The sequence below is a fragment of the Methylophaga sp. UBA2513 genome, from assembly GCF_002341285.1.
Classification (GTDB): Bacteria; Pseudomonadota; Gammaproteobacteria; order Nitrosococcales; family Methylophagaceae; genus Methylophaga; species Methylophaga marina.
In genome coordinates, this window is sequence record NZ_DDNT01000014.1 from 297,399 (window position 1) to 312,927 (window position 15,529).

General features: G+C 45.7%; 17 protein-coding genes. 1 reads left to right on the top strand and 16 read right to left on the bottom strand.

Annotated elements, in window-relative coordinates; all coding sequences use genetic code 11:
* The 16 genes from folE2 to B3V56_RS09265 all read right to left on the bottom strand — a co-directional run bounded on the left by folE2 (position 1) and on the right by B3V56_RS09265 (position 14,508).
* A complete protein-coding gene (gene folE2, locus B3V56_RS09190) occupies positions 1-789 on the bottom strand; it encodes a GTP cyclohydrolase FolE2 (protein WP_289281713.1) in 789 nt (262 codons plus the stop codon).
* Between the two features lie 230 nt (positions 790-1,019).
* Entirely contained in the window at positions 1,020-1,307 is a 288-nt protein-coding gene (locus B3V56_RS09195; protein WP_289281712.1) for a hypothetical protein, read from the bottom strand.
* Complete coding sequence (locus B3V56_RS09200) at positions 1,294-1,977, bottom strand: hypothetical protein (RefSeq protein WP_289281711.1); 684 nt, start codon at positions 1,975-1,977, stop codon at positions 1,294-1,296. Before B3V56_RS09200 ends, B3V56_RS09195 begins: the two co-directional genes overlap by 14 nt.
* Positions 1,978-2,042: 65 nt before the next feature.
* Positions 2,043-2,471, bottom strand: a complete 429-nt coding sequence (locus B3V56_RS09205) for a universal stress protein (RefSeq protein WP_289281710.1) — start codon at positions 2,469-2,471, stop codon at positions 2,043-2,045.
* 11 nt (positions 2,472-2,482) lie between these two features.
* Positions 2,483-3,871, bottom strand: a complete 1,389-nt coding sequence (locus B3V56_RS09210; protein WP_289284199.1) for an APC family permease — start codon at positions 3,869-3,871, stop codon at positions 2,483-2,485.
* Complete coding sequence (locus tag B3V56_RS09215) at positions 3,868-4,047, bottom strand: hypothetical protein (RefSeq protein ID WP_289281707.1); 180 nt, start codon at positions 4,045-4,047, stop codon at positions 3,868-3,870. The genes B3V56_RS09210 and B3V56_RS09215 overlap by 4 nt, the downstream gene beginning before the upstream one ends.
* Complete coding sequence (locus B3V56_RS09220; RefSeq protein ID WP_289281706.1) at positions 4,044-4,454, bottom strand: hypothetical protein; 411 nt, start codon at positions 4,452-4,454, stop codon at positions 4,044-4,046. The genes B3V56_RS09215 and B3V56_RS09220 overlap by 4 nt, the downstream gene beginning before the upstream one ends.
* 29 nt (positions 4,455-4,483) lie before the next feature.
* A complete protein-coding gene (locus B3V56_RS09225) occupies positions 4,484-4,774 on the bottom strand; it encodes a hypothetical protein (RefSeq protein ID WP_289243148.1) in 291 nt (96 codons plus the stop codon).
* A gap of 186 nt (positions 4,775-4,960) precedes the next feature.
* The gene (locus tag B3V56_RS09230) at positions 4,961-6,292 is read right to left on the bottom strand and encodes an FMN-binding glutamate synthase family protein (RefSeq protein ID WP_286303884.1); all 1,332 of its coding nucleotides are present in this window, start codon (positions 6,290-6,292) and stop codon (positions 4,961-4,963) included.
* Positions 6,293-6,317: 25 nt separating this feature from the next.
* Positions 6,318-7,043 carry a protein glxC gene (locus tag B3V56_RS09235; RefSeq protein ID WP_284723141.1) on the bottom strand — a complete coding sequence of 242 codons (726 nt, stop codon included), beginning with the start codon at positions 7,041-7,043 and terminating at the stop codon, positions 6,318-6,320.
* A gap of 25 nt (positions 7,044-7,068) precedes the next feature.
* On the bottom strand, positions 7,069-7,971 hold the full coding sequence (locus B3V56_RS09240) for a class II glutamine amidotransferase (protein ID WP_284723142.1): 903 nt from the start codon (positions 7,969-7,971) through the stop codon (positions 7,069-7,071).
* A gap of 33 nt (positions 7,972-8,004) precedes the next feature.
* Entirely contained in the window at positions 8,005-9,372 is a 1,368-nt protein-coding gene (gene glnT / locus B3V56_RS09245; RefSeq protein WP_289284200.1) for a type III glutamate--ammonia ligase, read from the bottom strand.
* A gap of 38 nt (positions 9,373-9,410) precedes the next feature.
* Entirely contained in the window at positions 9,411-10,079 is a 669-nt protein-coding gene (locus B3V56_RS09250) for a sarcosine oxidase subunit gamma (protein ID WP_289284201.1), read from the bottom strand.
* A gap of 2 nt (positions 10,080-10,081) precedes the next feature.
* On the bottom strand, positions 10,082-12,991 hold the full coding sequence (locus B3V56_RS09255; protein ID WP_289284202.1) for an FAD-dependent oxidoreductase: 2,910 nt from the start codon (positions 12,989-12,991) through the stop codon (positions 10,082-10,084).
* Positions 12,988-13,251 (bottom strand): sarcosine oxidase subunit delta, encoded by a 264-nt coding sequence (locus B3V56_RS09260; protein ID WP_289243143.1) that lies wholly within the window; start codon positions 13,249-13,251, stop codon positions 12,988-12,990. Before B3V56_RS09260 ends, B3V56_RS09255 begins: the two co-directional genes overlap by 4 nt.
* Positions 13,252-13,266: 15 nt before the next feature.
* Positions 13,267-14,508 (bottom strand): FAD-dependent oxidoreductase, encoded by a 1,242-nt coding sequence (locus B3V56_RS09265; protein WP_289284203.1) that lies wholly within the window; start codon positions 14,506-14,508, stop codon positions 13,267-13,269.
* Between the two features lie 232 nt (positions 14,509-14,740).
* On the opposite strand from B3V56_RS09265, the gene B3V56_RS09270 reads away from it, so the two are divergent.
* A complete protein-coding gene (locus tag B3V56_RS09270; RefSeq protein WP_289281837.1) occupies positions 14,741-15,385 on the top strand; it encodes a helix-turn-helix domain-containing protein in 645 nt (214 codons plus the stop codon).
* Positions 15,386-15,529: the final 144 nt, after the last annotated feature.

Genomic DNA, 15,529 nt, shown 5'->3' on the forward strand with positions numbered 1-15,529 from the left:
TTATAACTGATCAATAACGGCGTAGGCAGAATGATTATGGATAGATTCAAAGTTTTCACACTCCACACGGAAACCTGACACGGTTTCCTGCTGTGCTAATGCGACAGCAATATCTCTGACTAAATCCTCGACAAATTTGGGATTGTCATAAGCAAATTCGGTGACATACTTTTCATCAGGTCGTTTCAATAAACCATACAGCTGACTGGACGCTTGCTGCTCAATCAGCTGAATTAACGCATTCAGCGTCATATCTTCACTAATGCGGGCTTCAACCGTGACCAAAGAGCGTTGGTTATGGGCACCATAATCTGAAATTTTCTTGGAACACGGACAAAGGCTGGTCACGGGGATCTCAGCTTTTACGGTCAGCTCCAGTTTATCGGTGTAATCTGCGGTCAGTGTGATGTCATAATCCATGACACTTTTCACGCCAGAAACAGGTGCCGCCTTACTGATGAAATACGGGAATCGTAAGCTGACATGACCTTGTTTTGCACCCAGTAACTCCAACATATCGGCCATAAATGCAGGCATATTGCTCAGGCTGAATATGGCGTCAGGACGTTCCAGCAACTCGATGAAACGTGACATATGCGTGCCTTTCACATCAGCAGCCAGATGTACGTACATATTAAATTCAGCCACAACACGAATAGGGGTTTCTGTGGTTGACTGAAATAAAACCGGGTAACGGAGAGACTTTATACCCACTTTATCAATGATGAGTTGGCGTTTATCTGGCGTATTTTGAACATCTTCAAGTCGATGTGTTAAAGGCAGATTCATTATGTATCCTTAATTTTTTTGATTCACACATCGGTTGAATCAACTGAAAAAAACGGTGTGAATGACTGAAATTTTCAGCCATTCACCCAAAGGTCTCAAATCGCAATGAGTCCGAGGATAACCATGAAGAAATGGTTTCATCTAAAAACCAACTTCAGGTTCAGTATCACTTAGTTCTGGGGGTAAAAAAATTCCAAAGAAGGATTACTACCTTGGGGTTATACCCTTACCTATTGAGAGAAATTGGCTTGCTCCCAACGAATTCTGGCCCACAAGTAGGCATCCATAATCGATAATGCGTAAATAAAAATCCCACCAGCAAACTGGCCTATCACCGAAATACCGGGAGCAGCCATTTGGTAAGTGACCACGCCTAACACCAGCATAAAAAACAACATGGTCAAACCACGCATGGGATTGTGATTCACTACCTGTCCCACTCCCGGCAACACAATGGCAATCAACAAAACAAAGTAGGGATGCACAGGTCCCTGCAATAAGGCGCTAGGCTGCTTCATTTCGTACCTCACCCAGATGGTCTGCTAAGGCATCTAACTTGTATAACAAGCCCTTTATAAAGTTTGACTCAATGGGTTTGTCATCAAAATTAATCGCTCGCAGTAATAAATAATGTCCGCGGTCTGATTGCTTGGCTAAATACGTGAGTCGAATCGCACCAGGGGTAATCAACAGCTCTTTGCAGCGGTCATCAGCAAACAGAGCTTTCACGTCTTGATCGATGCTCGTTAGTGACGGTGGCTGGGTCTTTGTCATATAGCGGGCATGTTGCGGCCAGCCGCCTAAAGGCATAACGGGTTTTAGCCACAGCCATGATGGACTGAAACTCTCGGTATTTTGTGGTCTGGCTAAAATATCGATGGTCGCTCCACTGCTGTCTTTATGCTTTCTAAACAAGGTGATATGCATCCACATCACCGGTAACTTTCTGGCCGTCAGGTTATCGACCTCTACAGAAAGTTTGACTCTTGTATCATTCCAGTCGGCATATATGGATGAGTAGCCCTGTTCATCCGTTTTTGATGACGTCAAGTCAATTAAGTGATGGCAATCATCAAACACCTGACTTCGTGAAGCCAATACCTGCTGATGATGACGGCGATACATAACAAACAGACAGCTACTACTAAACAACACCAGCATCAGTGCATAGATGGCATCTGTATTCATTTAATATTCCTCTTTCGACTCAGAAAAAGTGTCCCGCAGCCATGACAGTACTGCGGGACTAAGGCTTATCTGACGATGGTTACCGGACAGTGAGAGCGCTGCACAATATGCTGCGCTATCGATCCTAATAACACTTTTGCAATGCCACTTCGTCCCACCGATCCGGTCACCACATGGTCATGCTCATGTTTCTCAGCATAATCAACAATGGCTTTGGCAATATCATGGCCGGATGCCGTGATGCAAAATACTTCCTCGAGTCCCTGAGAAGTCGCCCTGACCATGGCCTCACGTAGTTCCTGTTGGATTTGCGCATCAGCAGCATCCAGAATGCTCGAATCCCAAAAGTAACTATGTGAAATATCTTCACTGGTTGGTCTGAGGACATGGATAAATGTCAGCTTGGCACCGACTGACTTTGCCAGTTCGACAGCAAAATCCACCGCTTTCATCGCACTATGTGATCCATCAGTTGCACATAAAATATGTTTCATGCTCCTTCCTCCTAATAACCTTTAGGCCGCGGCCAAGGCATCGTAAATTGATCGCCCCGCTTCACGAACTGATAACGTCGTTTCACAAACCAGACTGAAGCCACGATATAAAACGCCATAATTGATAATAATGACGCCCCATACCCCAGGAAGGTCGCGAAATAGACCAAGGAACATAAACCCAGCAAGGTATACGCAGGAATAGGATGGAAAGGATGGATATAGCCCCGCTTAATCACATCCAATGGCCACATTTTTCTGAATTTGACCATATTGATGGACATGAAGGTGTAACCCAACAAACCAGACAGAATCGAGAAGGTAATGACCTGATCCAACAAGCCTGTGAACGCAAATGAAACAGCAATCGGAATCAGGAAAATAATCGATCTGAACGGTGTGCGGTAACGCGGATGAATGGCACCAAACCAGGTCGGCATATATCGATCCCGCCCCATGGAAAACCAGGCACGCGCCGCATCATTAATACAGCCATTAGCCGACGCAATCGCTGCGAACATAGTGCCGATAAACAACACCACCTGTAAGACCGGATTACCAATAATCGACGCAGCATCATACAACGGCGTGGTAGCCTGACCTAAATACTGCCAGGGCATCAGCCCGGTTGAGATATACCAAGTCAATGTCGCAGCGACTAATAAGGTTAAGATGCCACCAATCGTACCCAGTGGAATTGCCCGACCCGCACTTCTCACCTCTTCCGCGGCCTGACAAGTGCCTTCGATACCCAAGTAATACCACATACCAAACTGCAAGGCGGCAACCACCCCAATCCAGCCATAGGGTAATTCTGTTAACAGATCACTGTGTTTCAGAATATGACCAGGGTTAAGTGGATCAGCCCCAATAAATAAGGCCAGAATCGCCAGAAAGGCAAACAAGGTAATGACAAAATTTAACGTCAGCGTCATAAACACACCGCGATAATTCAGCCAGGCCAAAAACGAAATGGTCAGCACCACAAAGGGTTGTGGACTTAAATCAGGGTAGCCGGTTGCCGATGCCACAGCGGCCATCAAGTCCCCAACTATCAAAGCATCAGCCGCTTCCAGCATGGTGTAAGCCATGACCAGATACAAACCCACATTAAAGGCCATTAATGGACCGATAATATGTTTTGCCTGAGTGTATTGACCACCGGCTGCAGCTACCGTCGAGGTGACTTCTGAATCGATCATTGCCACACAACTGTAGAGCAAACCAATGACCCAACAGGCGATCAACGCACCATAGGCACCGCCTTTGGCAACAGAGAAGTTCCAGCCCATAAACTCACCGACCAGAACAATACCGACACCCAACGCCCAGATATGAAACGGGTTCAATACTTTCAGCATCGAAATCCGTTGTGATTGAGAAGAAGCTTCCTGACTCATGACTGTCCCTCCTCTCGCTCGAGTTCAGCCATCAGTTCATCAGCGCCTTCACGAGAACTCATCAATAAGGATTCATCAAATTGACGTGAGACACTGAACGCATCGACCAGAATCCACAGCAATAACATGGCTGAGATGATCCAGGCGGCGTAACTTAATATTTCCCAATAACTCATCGCTGATCCTCCTGCGTCGATCGCGAAGTCTTATCACCGAATTTTTCAGCAATCACTTCACGATATTGAGACTCGGAGACACGCAGCATAAAGATGAAATAGCCAATAATGACTAAAGCGGTAATGCCAAGCATCATGGGATCAATGGTGTAATCAAACTTGTCGTTGATGATTTCAGCCGCGGCTGTTTCATCAAACCCCAGCTTCTGCCATTGTTCCTGCTCAACAGGTGAGACGTTTAGGGATTCCCAGGAGATAACCTGAGATGAGGTGGTGTCGGTTGCTGATTTCGTATCAGATTCAAGAAACAAAGGGATATACAAACTGACATAAACAAGTATCAGAATAAAAAGACTATCAAACAACTGTCCCTTTTTAGACTGGACCTTTGGTATATAAGTAGACATAAGATTTCCTCATTAAAATCACCCGGCAATTAGCGCTTCGCTGCTCTATTTTCATCGAGATGTTTGATGTCCAATCCGTAGATATAGTCTTTATCTTCTGCGTAGTGCTTAGTCATTGCACCAACAGAAGCGGTATTGAAAAGGACGAGCAAGGCACTGGAAATAATCATGACCCAGCGGATAACCGGATCTTCCAGAATGCTTAAGATACTAATGAGGACGAAACCGACAGCCAGCCAGATGAGTAACACATCTGCCCATGCCATGATGCAGTCTCGTAGATACATATTTTGAATACGATTTTTTATTTTATTATTCATGGTTATATTTCTCTCTTCCAATAATTAAAAAATGATTTACACACTGTCCTCCTGATTTAACAAAAAAAAGAAAAAAACCGATGTCACGCAGACAAGGTGACTTAGTTTGACGGGGTAAGGATCGCAATAAGCCACGTTATCTTTGTAACACCGGTTTTTAACTATCACTGGCGCAACAACATTTTTTTAGAATGTATGTGTGCCTGGAATCCAGCTTGTGCCGGCTAATGGCACACGAGCCATCGCTGCAGATTCCACTGTTAATGCCACTAAGTCTTCTGGTTCCAGATGACGTAGATCGTTTTTACCGCAAGCACGCGCTAATGTTTGTGCTTCCAGCGTCAGAACACGCAGGTAGTTCGCCAGACGACGACCACCTTCAACCGGATCAAAGCGTTTCATGAGCTCTGGATCCTGAGTAGAAATACCGGCTGGGTCACGACCTTCATGCCAGTCATCGTAGGCACCGGCTGTAGAACCCAGTTTTTGGTACTCTTCTTCCCATTTAGGATCGTTATCACCCAGCGCCACTAGTGCAGCGGTACCGATAGCTACCGCATCAGCACCCAACGCCATACATTTCGCGACGTCGGCACCATTACGGATACCACCCGAGACAATCAGCTGAACCTTACGGTGCATGCCCATTTCCTGTAGCGCTTGAACCGCTTGAGGAATCGCTGCCATCGTTGGGATACCGACATGTTCGATAAACACGTCTTGCGTTGCCGCTGTACCACCTTGCATACCGTCGACGACGATAACATCAGCACCGGCTTTCACCGCCAGCTTCACATCATAGTAAGTACGAGTTGCACCGACTTTGATGTAGATAGGCACTTGCCAATCTGTGATTTCACGCAGTTCTTTGATCTTGATTTCCAGATCGTCAGGACCAGTCCAGTCAGGATGACGACACGCTGAACGTTGGTCTACGCCCATTGGTAATGTACGCATTTGGGCAACACGTTCTGTGATCTTTTGGCCGAGTAACATACCGCCGCCGCCTGGTTTTGCGCCTTGTCCCAATACCACTTCGATCGCATCTGCTTTTCGTAAGTCGTCTGGGTTCATGCCATAGCGTGATGGCAAGTATTGGTAAACCAGTTTGCTTGATTGACCACGTTCTTCTGGCGTCATACCACCATCACCTGTCGTGGTAGACGTGCCTACTGCTGATGCACCTCGACCTAAGGCTTCTTTCGCATAAGCTGACAATGCACCAAAACTCATACCGGCAATCGTGACAGGCGTATCAATAGTGATTGGCTTTTTCGCAAAACGGGTACCTAAGGTCACAGAGGTATTACATTTTTCACGATACCCTTCTAATGGGTAACGAGACATACTCGCGCCCAGGAAAAGCAGATCGTCAAAATGTGGCAGTTTACGTTTGGCACCGGCACCGCGGATATCATAGATACCCGTATCAGCAGCGCGACGGATTTCAGCCATCGTCAATTTATCAAACGTCGCTGACTCGCGCGGTACGGTCATGTATTTTTTCTTTTCAGTCATTTCTATTTCCTCGCAATATCAGCAATTAATAAGCACTCGCGTTATCAACTTTGAAGTTGTACAACTGACGAGCTGAACCATAACGTTTGAAGGCTTTTGGATCTTCATCCACACCGGCTTTTTCTAATAAAGCCGACAGTTCATCCAGGTGTTCCTGACGCATTTCTTTTTCGATGCAGTCAGCACCCAGTGATTTCACAGAACCTTTTACATAGATATGCACTTCGTAGAGCGAGTCACCCAGCGCATCACCGGCATCACCACACACCACTAGTGAACCAGCTTGGCCCATAAAGCAGCTCATATGACCGACATTGCCTTTCACAACAATATCAATACCTTTCATCGAGATACCGCAACGTGAACCGGCATCACCTTCAATCACCAAAAAACCACCATGCGCTGTCGCACCGGCTGCTGATGAAGCGTTACCTTTGACACGCACGCTGCCTGACATCATGTTTTCAGCAATGCCTTGACCAGCATGGCCATGAACGGTGATGTCGGCTTCTTTGTTCATACCCGCACAGTAGTAACCAACCGGGCCATAGATATCGACTTTAAGCTTCTGATCAAGTCCGACAGCGAGGTTATGCTCCCCTTTCGGGTTTAATACTTCCCATTCAGCAATGGTCAGTTCTTTGTTTTGATCATGCAGTGCCTGATTCAAGTCACGAACTGTTTGTTGTGCCAGATCCACCGTTTGCTTGCCGGATGTGGTCACTGATTCTGCTACAGATTTAGTACTCATTTATATTCTCCTCATACACCATTGCTTAGTGCGTAGTACGTTCCCAAACATAGACTTTTGAAGGCTCTGGTTCCCATACTTTGGCGTTTTCGATGCCAGGTAATGTTGTTAGCGCCTGATATTCAGAGGCCATAGCCACGTAATCATCTGTTTCTGCAATCACTGCAGGTTTACAGGCGATAGGGTCACGCACCACAGCAAAGCCATCTTTAGTGCCGATAGTGAAGGTAAAGAAACCATCCAGATCGTCTAAAGCATGCGTCAACGCTTCATTCAGACTATCGCCTTGTTGTAAGCGATAGGTCAGATAACCTGCTGCGACTTCTGAATCGTTTTCAGTTTCAAAGTGAATGCCTTCACGTTTCAGTTCCTGACGTAAACGGTTGTGGTTAGACAGTGAACCGTTATGTACCAGACACAAGTCCATGCCGGTTGAGAAAGGATGGCTACCCGCCATGGTCACAGCAGACTCAGTCGCCATGCGTGTGTGACCGATGATGTGGCTACCTTTCATGTTTTCCAGATGGAAAAGATTGACGATACGCTCTGGTAAACCGACTTCTTTCAGGATTTCAATAGACTTACCTGAACTCATGATGAGTACGTCCTGATGATTTTCCATCAGATAGTTCTCAACTGTTTCAGCATCAATATCGACTTTAAATACGGCTACTTTGCTGTTTTGGAACCAGTCGACTTTTGTATTCAGTTTGGCTTCAATTTCTTTTGCCAGTGCTGACCAATCATAGTTCTCATCTTCGTTGCGAAGCGTTAACTTCACCCCTTGATCCACTTCATCACCATAAACAGCAAACCCAGCACTATCAGGGCCACGTTCTGTCATTGCAATTAACATTGGTGCAAACAGTTCACCCAGACGGTCTTCGTATTTATCGTTTTTCAAATACAGGCCAACGATTCCACACATAACTATTCTCCTAACAACATTCCCTAGGGACTTTTAATAAAATTCAACGTAACGATTGATTTCCCAATCAGATACATGACGCATGTATTCCACCCATTCCATGTGTTTGAGTTCTAAGAACTCTTTAACAAACTCCTCACCCAAGGCCCCTTTAATCACGTCATCTTTCTCTAACGCGGTCAAAGCTTCATGAAGATTTTGTGGCAAGATGCCAATGCCTTTTTCTTCCAGCTCTTCTGGGCTTAAGTCATATAAATTGATGTCATAACCTGGACCGGCTTCCAGTTGACGTTCCACACCATCTAAACCAGCTGCAATCGCTGCTGCTGCCGTCAGGTATGAGTTACAAGTACCATCTGGCAGGCGTAGTTCGATACGACCATAAGGGATACGCACCATGGTCGAACGGTTGTTATTACCGTATGAAATATAGGCTGGCGCCCAAGTCGCGCCGGACAAAGAACGACCGACCACTAAACGTTTGTATGAGTTAACGGTAGGAGCTGCAATCGCTGATAATGCAGGGGCATGCGCCAGAATGCCTGCCATGAAGTGATAAGCCAGTTTCGATAAACCATGACCGGTTTCATCACTGTCATCATGGAATAAACTTTTCTCACCATCGCCAATCGACATATGCATATGCATGCCGTTACCAGGGCGGTTACTGAATGGCTTAGACATAAATGAACATACCATGCCCATTTCGTTAGCAATTTCGCTAGCAGCCATTTTAAACATCACATAGTCATCCGCACTCTTCAGTGCATCAGCATAGGTGTAGTTAATTTCAAACTGACCATTCGCATCTTCATGATCGATTTGGTAAATATCTAAACCGACATCAATTAAAGACTCAGTCAGTTTTTCAAGGAAACCGCTCTGACGTGTGATGCCTTTATAGTCATAACACGGTTTTTGCAGCGTATCAGTTGGGTCAAACGGATGTAGATGACCGAACTCGTCTTTTTTCAATAATGAGAATTCAGGCTCTAAACCGGTGTATAAAATCCAGCCTTTTTCAGTCAGACGAGAGATTTGTTTTTTCAGTACAACACGACTGTCATGGCTGTATGGCTCACCATTAACATGACCATCGCAAATTAAACGGGCATAGCCAGGTTGCCATGGCAATAAACTCAATGTGCTTAAGTCGCCCATTGCCATGTAATCTGGCCCATTCGGTTTAATACCCATACCCCAAATAGCGCCACCAGCAAAACCGGCACCGGTTTTAACAATGTCTTCCAGATGATCCGCTGGCACAGATTTGACTTTAGCCACACCGTGGATATCGACAAACTGAGCGAGCACATATTTCACATTGTTTTCAGCTAAAAACTTCTGCGCGTAAGCTATTTGATCAGCGAGCGAAGCCTTAGGGTCAAATTCATACTTCATAACATTTCCTCTGTTTGAATGATCAACACTTGGTCGTATCAATTGTTTTCGTAATAAAAACTGAACCCAATGGCACCGCCACCATATTCTTCAGTGATGCCTAATAGTGTTTTCCACAGATAGGGTCCATACGTACCATCACACCAAATGCGATAAACAGATTGGCCATTTAGCATCTGTCTCAGCAACGTTACCGATACACCGGCGATGACAGTCATGACAAGACGATTCTCTTCAAGTGCATCTCCTGACAGGTCGATTGCACAGACTTCAGAAAATAACTTTGTTGCCAGCTTGCCACTGACAATAAACGACGCATCATTGCGAATTACCTTATGGACACCGGCTTTATTGACAGGCAAAGCATTTAACTGAGCGACCAGTTGTGAATTCAGTGGCTCTTCGATCAGGTATTCACTGCCACCTAGTCTTAAAACCAACTCGCGTTTACCTTGTAGTGTCCAACTATTTTTTGCTTCAGGTAGTGTCAGGCTGGCAGCAGCTAACCACTCTGCTGCGTTTGGTCCTTTCACACCAAAGCGATTTAATGCACTCACATCACAAATACTTAATAACTCGTGGCGTGTTGCTTCAATAGCCTTGTCCGCTATGGCTATTGCAGTCTCCATGCCATTCACAAAACCATTGATGGGTTTCAAAGGGGCTTGAGAAAAAGCGACCGGGCTTTTAAAAATGTCGTTTTGCATGCTTACTCTCCGTTGTTATCAAGTAGGTGAAAAAAAGGCGCTTTAACGACTGTTGCTTCTACCATTGCACCGCTATCGGTACGAATAGAAAACGTTGAGCCCGGACTGCCCTGTTCTGGTGCAACAAACGCAAAACCAATGACTCTGTTGAGGTATTTGCTATAAGCAATACTGGTAACTCGACCTTTGATATTGCCGTCTTCAATCACCAGGTTGCATTCATTCGGCATCTCACCCGTAAAGTCTTTTTCCAGCACAAAGTTCACTAGCTTTTTGTTCAGTGTTTTCTTCGCGATGATCTTGAGACTGCGTTGACCGATAAAGAACGGCTTATCCATTTTCACCAGCGCTTCAGAATGTGCTTCAAATGGATTAGTCAGACCATCCGTATCGTGGCTTATCAAGTGATGCCCCATTTCCAGGCGAAGCAGACGCTGAGCATCTGTACCAAATGGGCGTATGCCGTGTGATTGTCCCGCCGCCATGATCTGCTTCCAAACATGCAAGCCCGCTTTGTATGGCACATGAATCTCAAAAGCCAGGTCGGCCACAAAGCTCACACGCATAATTTTGGCATCCACCCCAGCAAGCTTAGTTTGGGTCATATTGCCATCAGGTAAAGCAGCATCACTCAGGTCAGCTTGGGTCAGTGACGTTAAAATCTCACGTGATTTGGGTCCGGCCAAGGTCATGGCTGCGATGGCACCAGTCAGATTCACCAGAGTGACTTGCAAGCCCCACAACTGGACATTCCGTTGCATCTCACGGTAAACCGTTGCCGCATTAGACGAGTTGGTAGACACATAGAATTTTTCGGCTTCAACACGAACGGCTAGGCCGTCATCCAGCATCACACCCGCTTCATCAATTAACAAAGCAATGCGACTTTCACCGATTTTTTGTTTGCTGAATTTACCGGTATAAAAACGTTCCAGGAACTCGGTCGCATCGGCCCCATAGACTTCAATCTTGCCTAAGGTACTGCCATCGATCATGCCTGCCTGTTGTCTAACCGCTAAGGCTTCTTGTTGTACGTCTTCCATCGCACTCATCGAGCGACCAGCATATTGATAATAAGCAGGACGCATCCACACACCGGCTTCCATCATCACGCCACCATTGTCGACATGCCATTCATGCATGGCGGTATAACGATGAGGATGAAAACCGCGGCCGCCCAGATGACCAATTGGTGTCGGGTGGAAAAATGGTCGTGCCGTCGTGGTACCAATTTTCTCAACCGGTAACTCACGTATTCTCGCCAGAATACGAATGGCATTCATATTGGAATGTTTACCCTGGCTTGGGCCCATACCCACCGTGGTAAAGCGTTTCATCAACTCAATATTGTCAAAACCTTCTTTGGCAGCATTGATGAAATCTTTGACCTGAATATCTTCGTCAAAGTCGACAAAGTTTTTGCCTTTTGGATGCTCAACAATTGGATAAGGGTGGCTAGGTGATGCCATCTCCACTTTTGGCACAGTCACCACATCGACCGTTTTACCTAAGAAAGCGGCGGCTTCTGCTGCAGCACGCTGACCATCCAGTTGACGCGCTTTAAAATCAAATACGCCATTAACCTTACCTGCAGCAAAGACGCCTTCAGGTAATTCATCAGGTACAAACTGCTCGACGCTGTAGTCATAACGCATTTTGGTACCTGCCTGATACAGCAAGGCAGCTGCTGGCGCCCAGCCAGCACTCATCGCGACACCATCACATGCCAAACGCACAGTGTGACCACTGTCCGCGCCGGCACTAATGTCATCATAAGGGCAGACAGACACGGCTTTGACACCCAACTTGTCAGACGTTGGTATCACTTCATAAATACAGCTGGAGATATGAACAGCAATACCTAGATCTCTGACTTTCTGAGCCAGTTCACGTGGCGCGCCATTTCTACGCATATCAATAACAGCCACAACTTCGACACCAACAGACGCTAAGTCCAGTGCTGTTCGATATCCGTGATCATTAGCTGTAACAACCACACCTTTATTAAAAGGTTTAACGGCATAACGGTGAATCAAACGTTGTGCAGCTGATCCCATCATTACGCCCGGTAAATCGTTGTAACGAAATACGGGGGGTTGCTCGAAGGCACCAGAAGCCACAATCACTGTTTTCGCCCAGACTTTGGTGATGCCGTCTTTACCAACTAATGGCACCAATTTATCGCCATAAAAACCACCAGCATAAGCATCAGTGATTAAACGGATATTTGGGTTTGACTCCACTTTGCCTAGAAGGCTTATCAAGGTATCAGTTGTTGTCTGGTCACCCGCATAGTCATATGTGAGACTGCCACCCGCCTGCTTGTTTTCGTCAACAACAATAACATCCAGACCTTGCTCAGCCGCTTTAACCGCTGCTGATAATCCAGATAAACCAGCACCAATGATTAACACATCACAATGTGCAAACTTTTTCGGTTTAACAATGCGTGGGTAGTTAAAATTAACTTCACCCAAACCCGCTGCCTTACGGATTTTGTCTTCCCAGAAAGGAAACAGGCTTTTTGGTTTATAAAACGTTTTGTAATAAAAACCGACCGGCAGGAAAGGTGATAAATAATCGATATATTTGTTTTTATCTTTTAATACACCACCAATAGTATTGACGGCTTTGATATCCATACCATCAGCCACAGGCCACACGTCAGCACGGATATTGGTATCCACACCGTCGGTCATCATGGCGTTGACATCGTGGTTAGCAAAACTCAATACACCACGCGCACGGTGATATTTAAAGCTACGACCCAGCACATTAATACCGGCCGCCCACAGTGCACTGGTAATGGTATCGCCTTCATAACCTTGTACCGTTTGACCTTCATATTCAAACGTCAGTGGCTTATCTCGGTTGATCCACTCGCCTCGTTTCTTTGCAATACGGCTGGTCATTTAGCTTCCTCCTGACCCAGAAGATAAGTACGGCTGACCTTATCAGTCATCGTGTTACGTTCAGCGATAAACCAAGTACCGCTCGGTGCGTGGTACCACCATTCTTTTTTCACACCTGGCGCGCCATTGCGATAGTGCACATAAGCTGCCCATTCAGAATCTGAACACGTGTCAGGATTGGGCATATTTCGATATTCTCCGCCGTAGGTGAATTCACTCATCGGCCTGATACCATTAACGGGACATTCAAGTAGTTTCATAGCCTTACTCTTAACTTAGTGACCAACTGATGCTGCGCCTTTTTCACCGGTCAGCTCATAGTCTTCAAAACGTGATAATCGGAATGATTTGATAAGGTCAGGTGTCATATCTTTTGCAATCGTCTCAGCCATGGTTTTGCCACTGATAGGTGTGGCTTTGAATCCCCATGTGCCCCACCCAGCGTCCAGATAAAACCCTTCAACCGGCGTTTTACCCATAATCGGTGCAAAGTCAGGCGTAATGTCAGCCATACCCGCCCATTGACGGACCACTTTGACATTCGATAAAAATGGGAACATATCGGTGATATGTGTGGTGAGTCCTTCCACGAAATCCAGTGATGAACGTGTTGAATGGAATTCATAAGGATCTAATGAGGACCCCATAACCAGTTCACCACGGGACGACTGGCTGACATACACATGCAGGCTGCCTGATACCAAAATCGTGTCGAGCCAAGGTTTCATCGGTTCTGATACACAGGCTTGTAAAGGGTGAATTACAATCGGCGTATCCAGATCCACCATCTCAGTGATACGTGGCGTAAAGCCTGCCACTGCAGATAACACCCGATTGGTACTGATGTAACCTTTAGATGTATTCACACCAACTACCTTGCCGCCTTTAGTATCAATGCCGGTGACTTCAGTCATCTGGAATATTTCAACACCCATGCGATCAGCTTCTTTGGCATAACCCCATGCCACGGCATCATGACGAGCCACTGAACCTGGTGCATGATATAAGGCACCTAGGATAGGTGCTTGGCCACTGCAGGAGATATCCAATTGCGGACACGCTTTGGATATCTCCTCAGGACCGACGACATAACTCTCAACCCCAACATGTTTATTCACTTCAGCACGCCAGCGCATAGTACGCATCGCTGATTCGGTGTGAGCTAACGTGAAGTGACCACGTGTGGAATAAAACAGGTTCAGGTCTAACTCTTCTGATAAGTCTTCGTACATTTTGACGCTGGCATCGTAGAAGTTAACCCCTTCCGGCGTCAGATAATTTGAACGAACGATGGTGGTATTACGGCCAGTATTGCCGCCACCGATATAGCCTTTTTCTAATACGGCTACATTGGTAATGCCATAGTCTTTGGCTAAGTAATATGCCGCCGCCAAACCATGTCCGCCGCCACCGATAATCACGGCATCGTAGGATTTCTTAGGTTCAGTACAGTCCCTAAAAAAGCGTGGTGCCGGGTGTTCACTACTCAGACCATATTTTAATAGCCCTAATGGCATTCTTAACCTCCACTCGTGATGCTCTACTACTAAAGGGGTAGTTCAATCTAACCCTTTCTAGGTAAACAAAATTTCATGTGATGAAACATGGTTCTATTTACTCATGCTGAAAAAAACATGTCAATAACTTTGAAACTTTTTTTCACAATAGGAAACATTAAAGCCGGATAAATAAAAAAACCTCAGGTATAATCAGGCAGAACAGCCTAAAAGAAGATGGAGTATTCTTGCCGTGAGCAAACAGCAACCAATCGTGACGACTGAAACTGCGACACATCAGTCGTTAGATAAACATCTGGGAAATACGCTACGCCATATTCGCACTGAAAATGGATTAACCATTGCGGATGTCGCTATGCGAGCCAATGTCAGTCGCGGTATGTTGAGTAAGATTGAGAATGGACTGACCTCACCCAGCCTGGAAAAACTGGAACACCTTGCCAATGCTCTTGGTGTAAAGCTCTCACGGTTATTTCACGATTACGACACGCCGATGGGCGGTGCTCAATATGTGAAGAATGGCGAGGGAATGGAAGTGGTTCGCCGCGGTACCAAGAGTGGTCATACCTATCAACTATTAGCGTATGACACCGGCCCGAAAAAACTGTTTGAACCGTTTTTGATTACCTTAAATGAAGAAAGTGAAGTCTTTGATCCCTTTGAACACGCCGGTACTGAATTTATTTATATGCTGGAAGGGAAACTGGAATACACCGTAGGTGATGAGCGTTTTATTCTTGAGCCAGGTGACTCTCTAACTTTCCACGCTGAGCAACCTCACCGACCGGAAACAAAACTCAAAATGCCAATTCAGTACTTAGCCATCATCTACTACGATAGTCTTGATGACTTTGAAGACGATAGTTACAAAAGCTAGTTTTTTAAGTACTCAGGTTCAGTGTAAAAAATGGCTTACTTTCTAATATTGGGCTGTAGTGTGGTAAGGCCAAGCTAATAGTTTTTAACCTAAGCCCATATATCTTCATGCACTAAATCAATCATACCAATCGAGTCTGACCCT

Excerpts from the sequence above, each read along its gene's own strand:
- B3V56_RS09220 (WP_289281706.1), bottom strand. The coding sequence starts at position 4,454 with ATGTCTACTTATATACCAAAGGTCCAGTCTAAAAAGGGACAGTTGTTT.
- B3V56_RS09260 (WP_289243143.1), bottom strand. The coding sequence starts at position 13,251 with ATGAAACTACTTGAATGTCCCGTTAATGGTATCAGGCCGATGAGTGAA.
- B3V56_RS09240 (WP_284723142.1), bottom strand. The coding sequence starts at position 7,971 with ATGTGTGGAATCGTTGGCCTGTATTTGAAAAACGATAAATACGAAGAC.
- B3V56_RS09250 (WP_289284201.1), bottom strand. The coding sequence starts at position 10,079 with ATGCAAAACGACATTTTTAAAAGCCCGGTCGCTTTTTCTCAAGCCCCT.
- B3V56_RS09255 (WP_289284202.1), bottom strand. The coding sequence starts at position 12,991 with ATGACCAGCCGTATTGCAAAGAAACGAGGCGAGTGGATCAACCGAGAT.
- B3V56_RS09205 (WP_289281710.1), bottom strand. The coding sequence starts at position 2,471 with ATGAAACATATTTTATGTGCAACTGATGGATCACATAGTGCGATGAAA.
- B3V56_RS09200 (WP_289281711.1), bottom strand. The coding sequence starts at position 1,977 with ATGAATACAGATGCCATCTATGCACTGATGCTGGTGTTGTTTAGTAGT.
- B3V56_RS09195 (WP_289281712.1), bottom strand. The coding sequence starts at position 1,307 with ATGAAGCAGCCTAGCGCCTTATTGCAGGGACCTGTGCATCCCTACTTT.
- folE2 (WP_289281713.1), bottom strand. The coding sequence starts at position 789 with ATGAATCTGCCTTTAACACATCGACTTGAAGATGTTCAAAATACGCCA.
- B3V56_RS09265 (WP_289284203.1), bottom strand. The coding sequence starts at position 14,508 with ATGCCATTAGGGCTATTAAAATATGGTCTGAGTAGTGAACACCCGGCA.
- glnT (WP_289284200.1), bottom strand. The coding sequence starts at position 9,372 with ATGAAGTATGAATTTGACCCTAAGGCTTCGCTCGCTGATCAAATAGCT.
- B3V56_RS09230 (WP_286303884.1), bottom strand. The coding sequence starts at position 6,292 with ATGACTGAAAAGAAAAAATACATGACCGTACCGCGCGAGTCAGCGACG.
- B3V56_RS09235 (WP_284723141.1), bottom strand. The coding sequence starts at position 7,043 with ATGAGTACTAAATCTGTAGCAGAATCAGTGACCACATCCGGCAAGCAA.
- B3V56_RS09225 (WP_289243148.1), bottom strand. The coding sequence starts at position 4,774 with ATGAATAATAAAATAAAAAATCGTATTCAAAATATGTATCTACGAGAC.
- B3V56_RS09215 (WP_289281707.1), bottom strand. The coding sequence starts at position 4,047 with ATGAGTTATTGGGAAATATTAAGTTACGCCGCCTGGATCATCTCAGCC.
- B3V56_RS09210 (WP_289284199.1), bottom strand. The coding sequence starts at position 3,871 with ATGAGTCAGGAAGCTTCTTCTCAATCACAACGGATTTCGATGCTGAAA.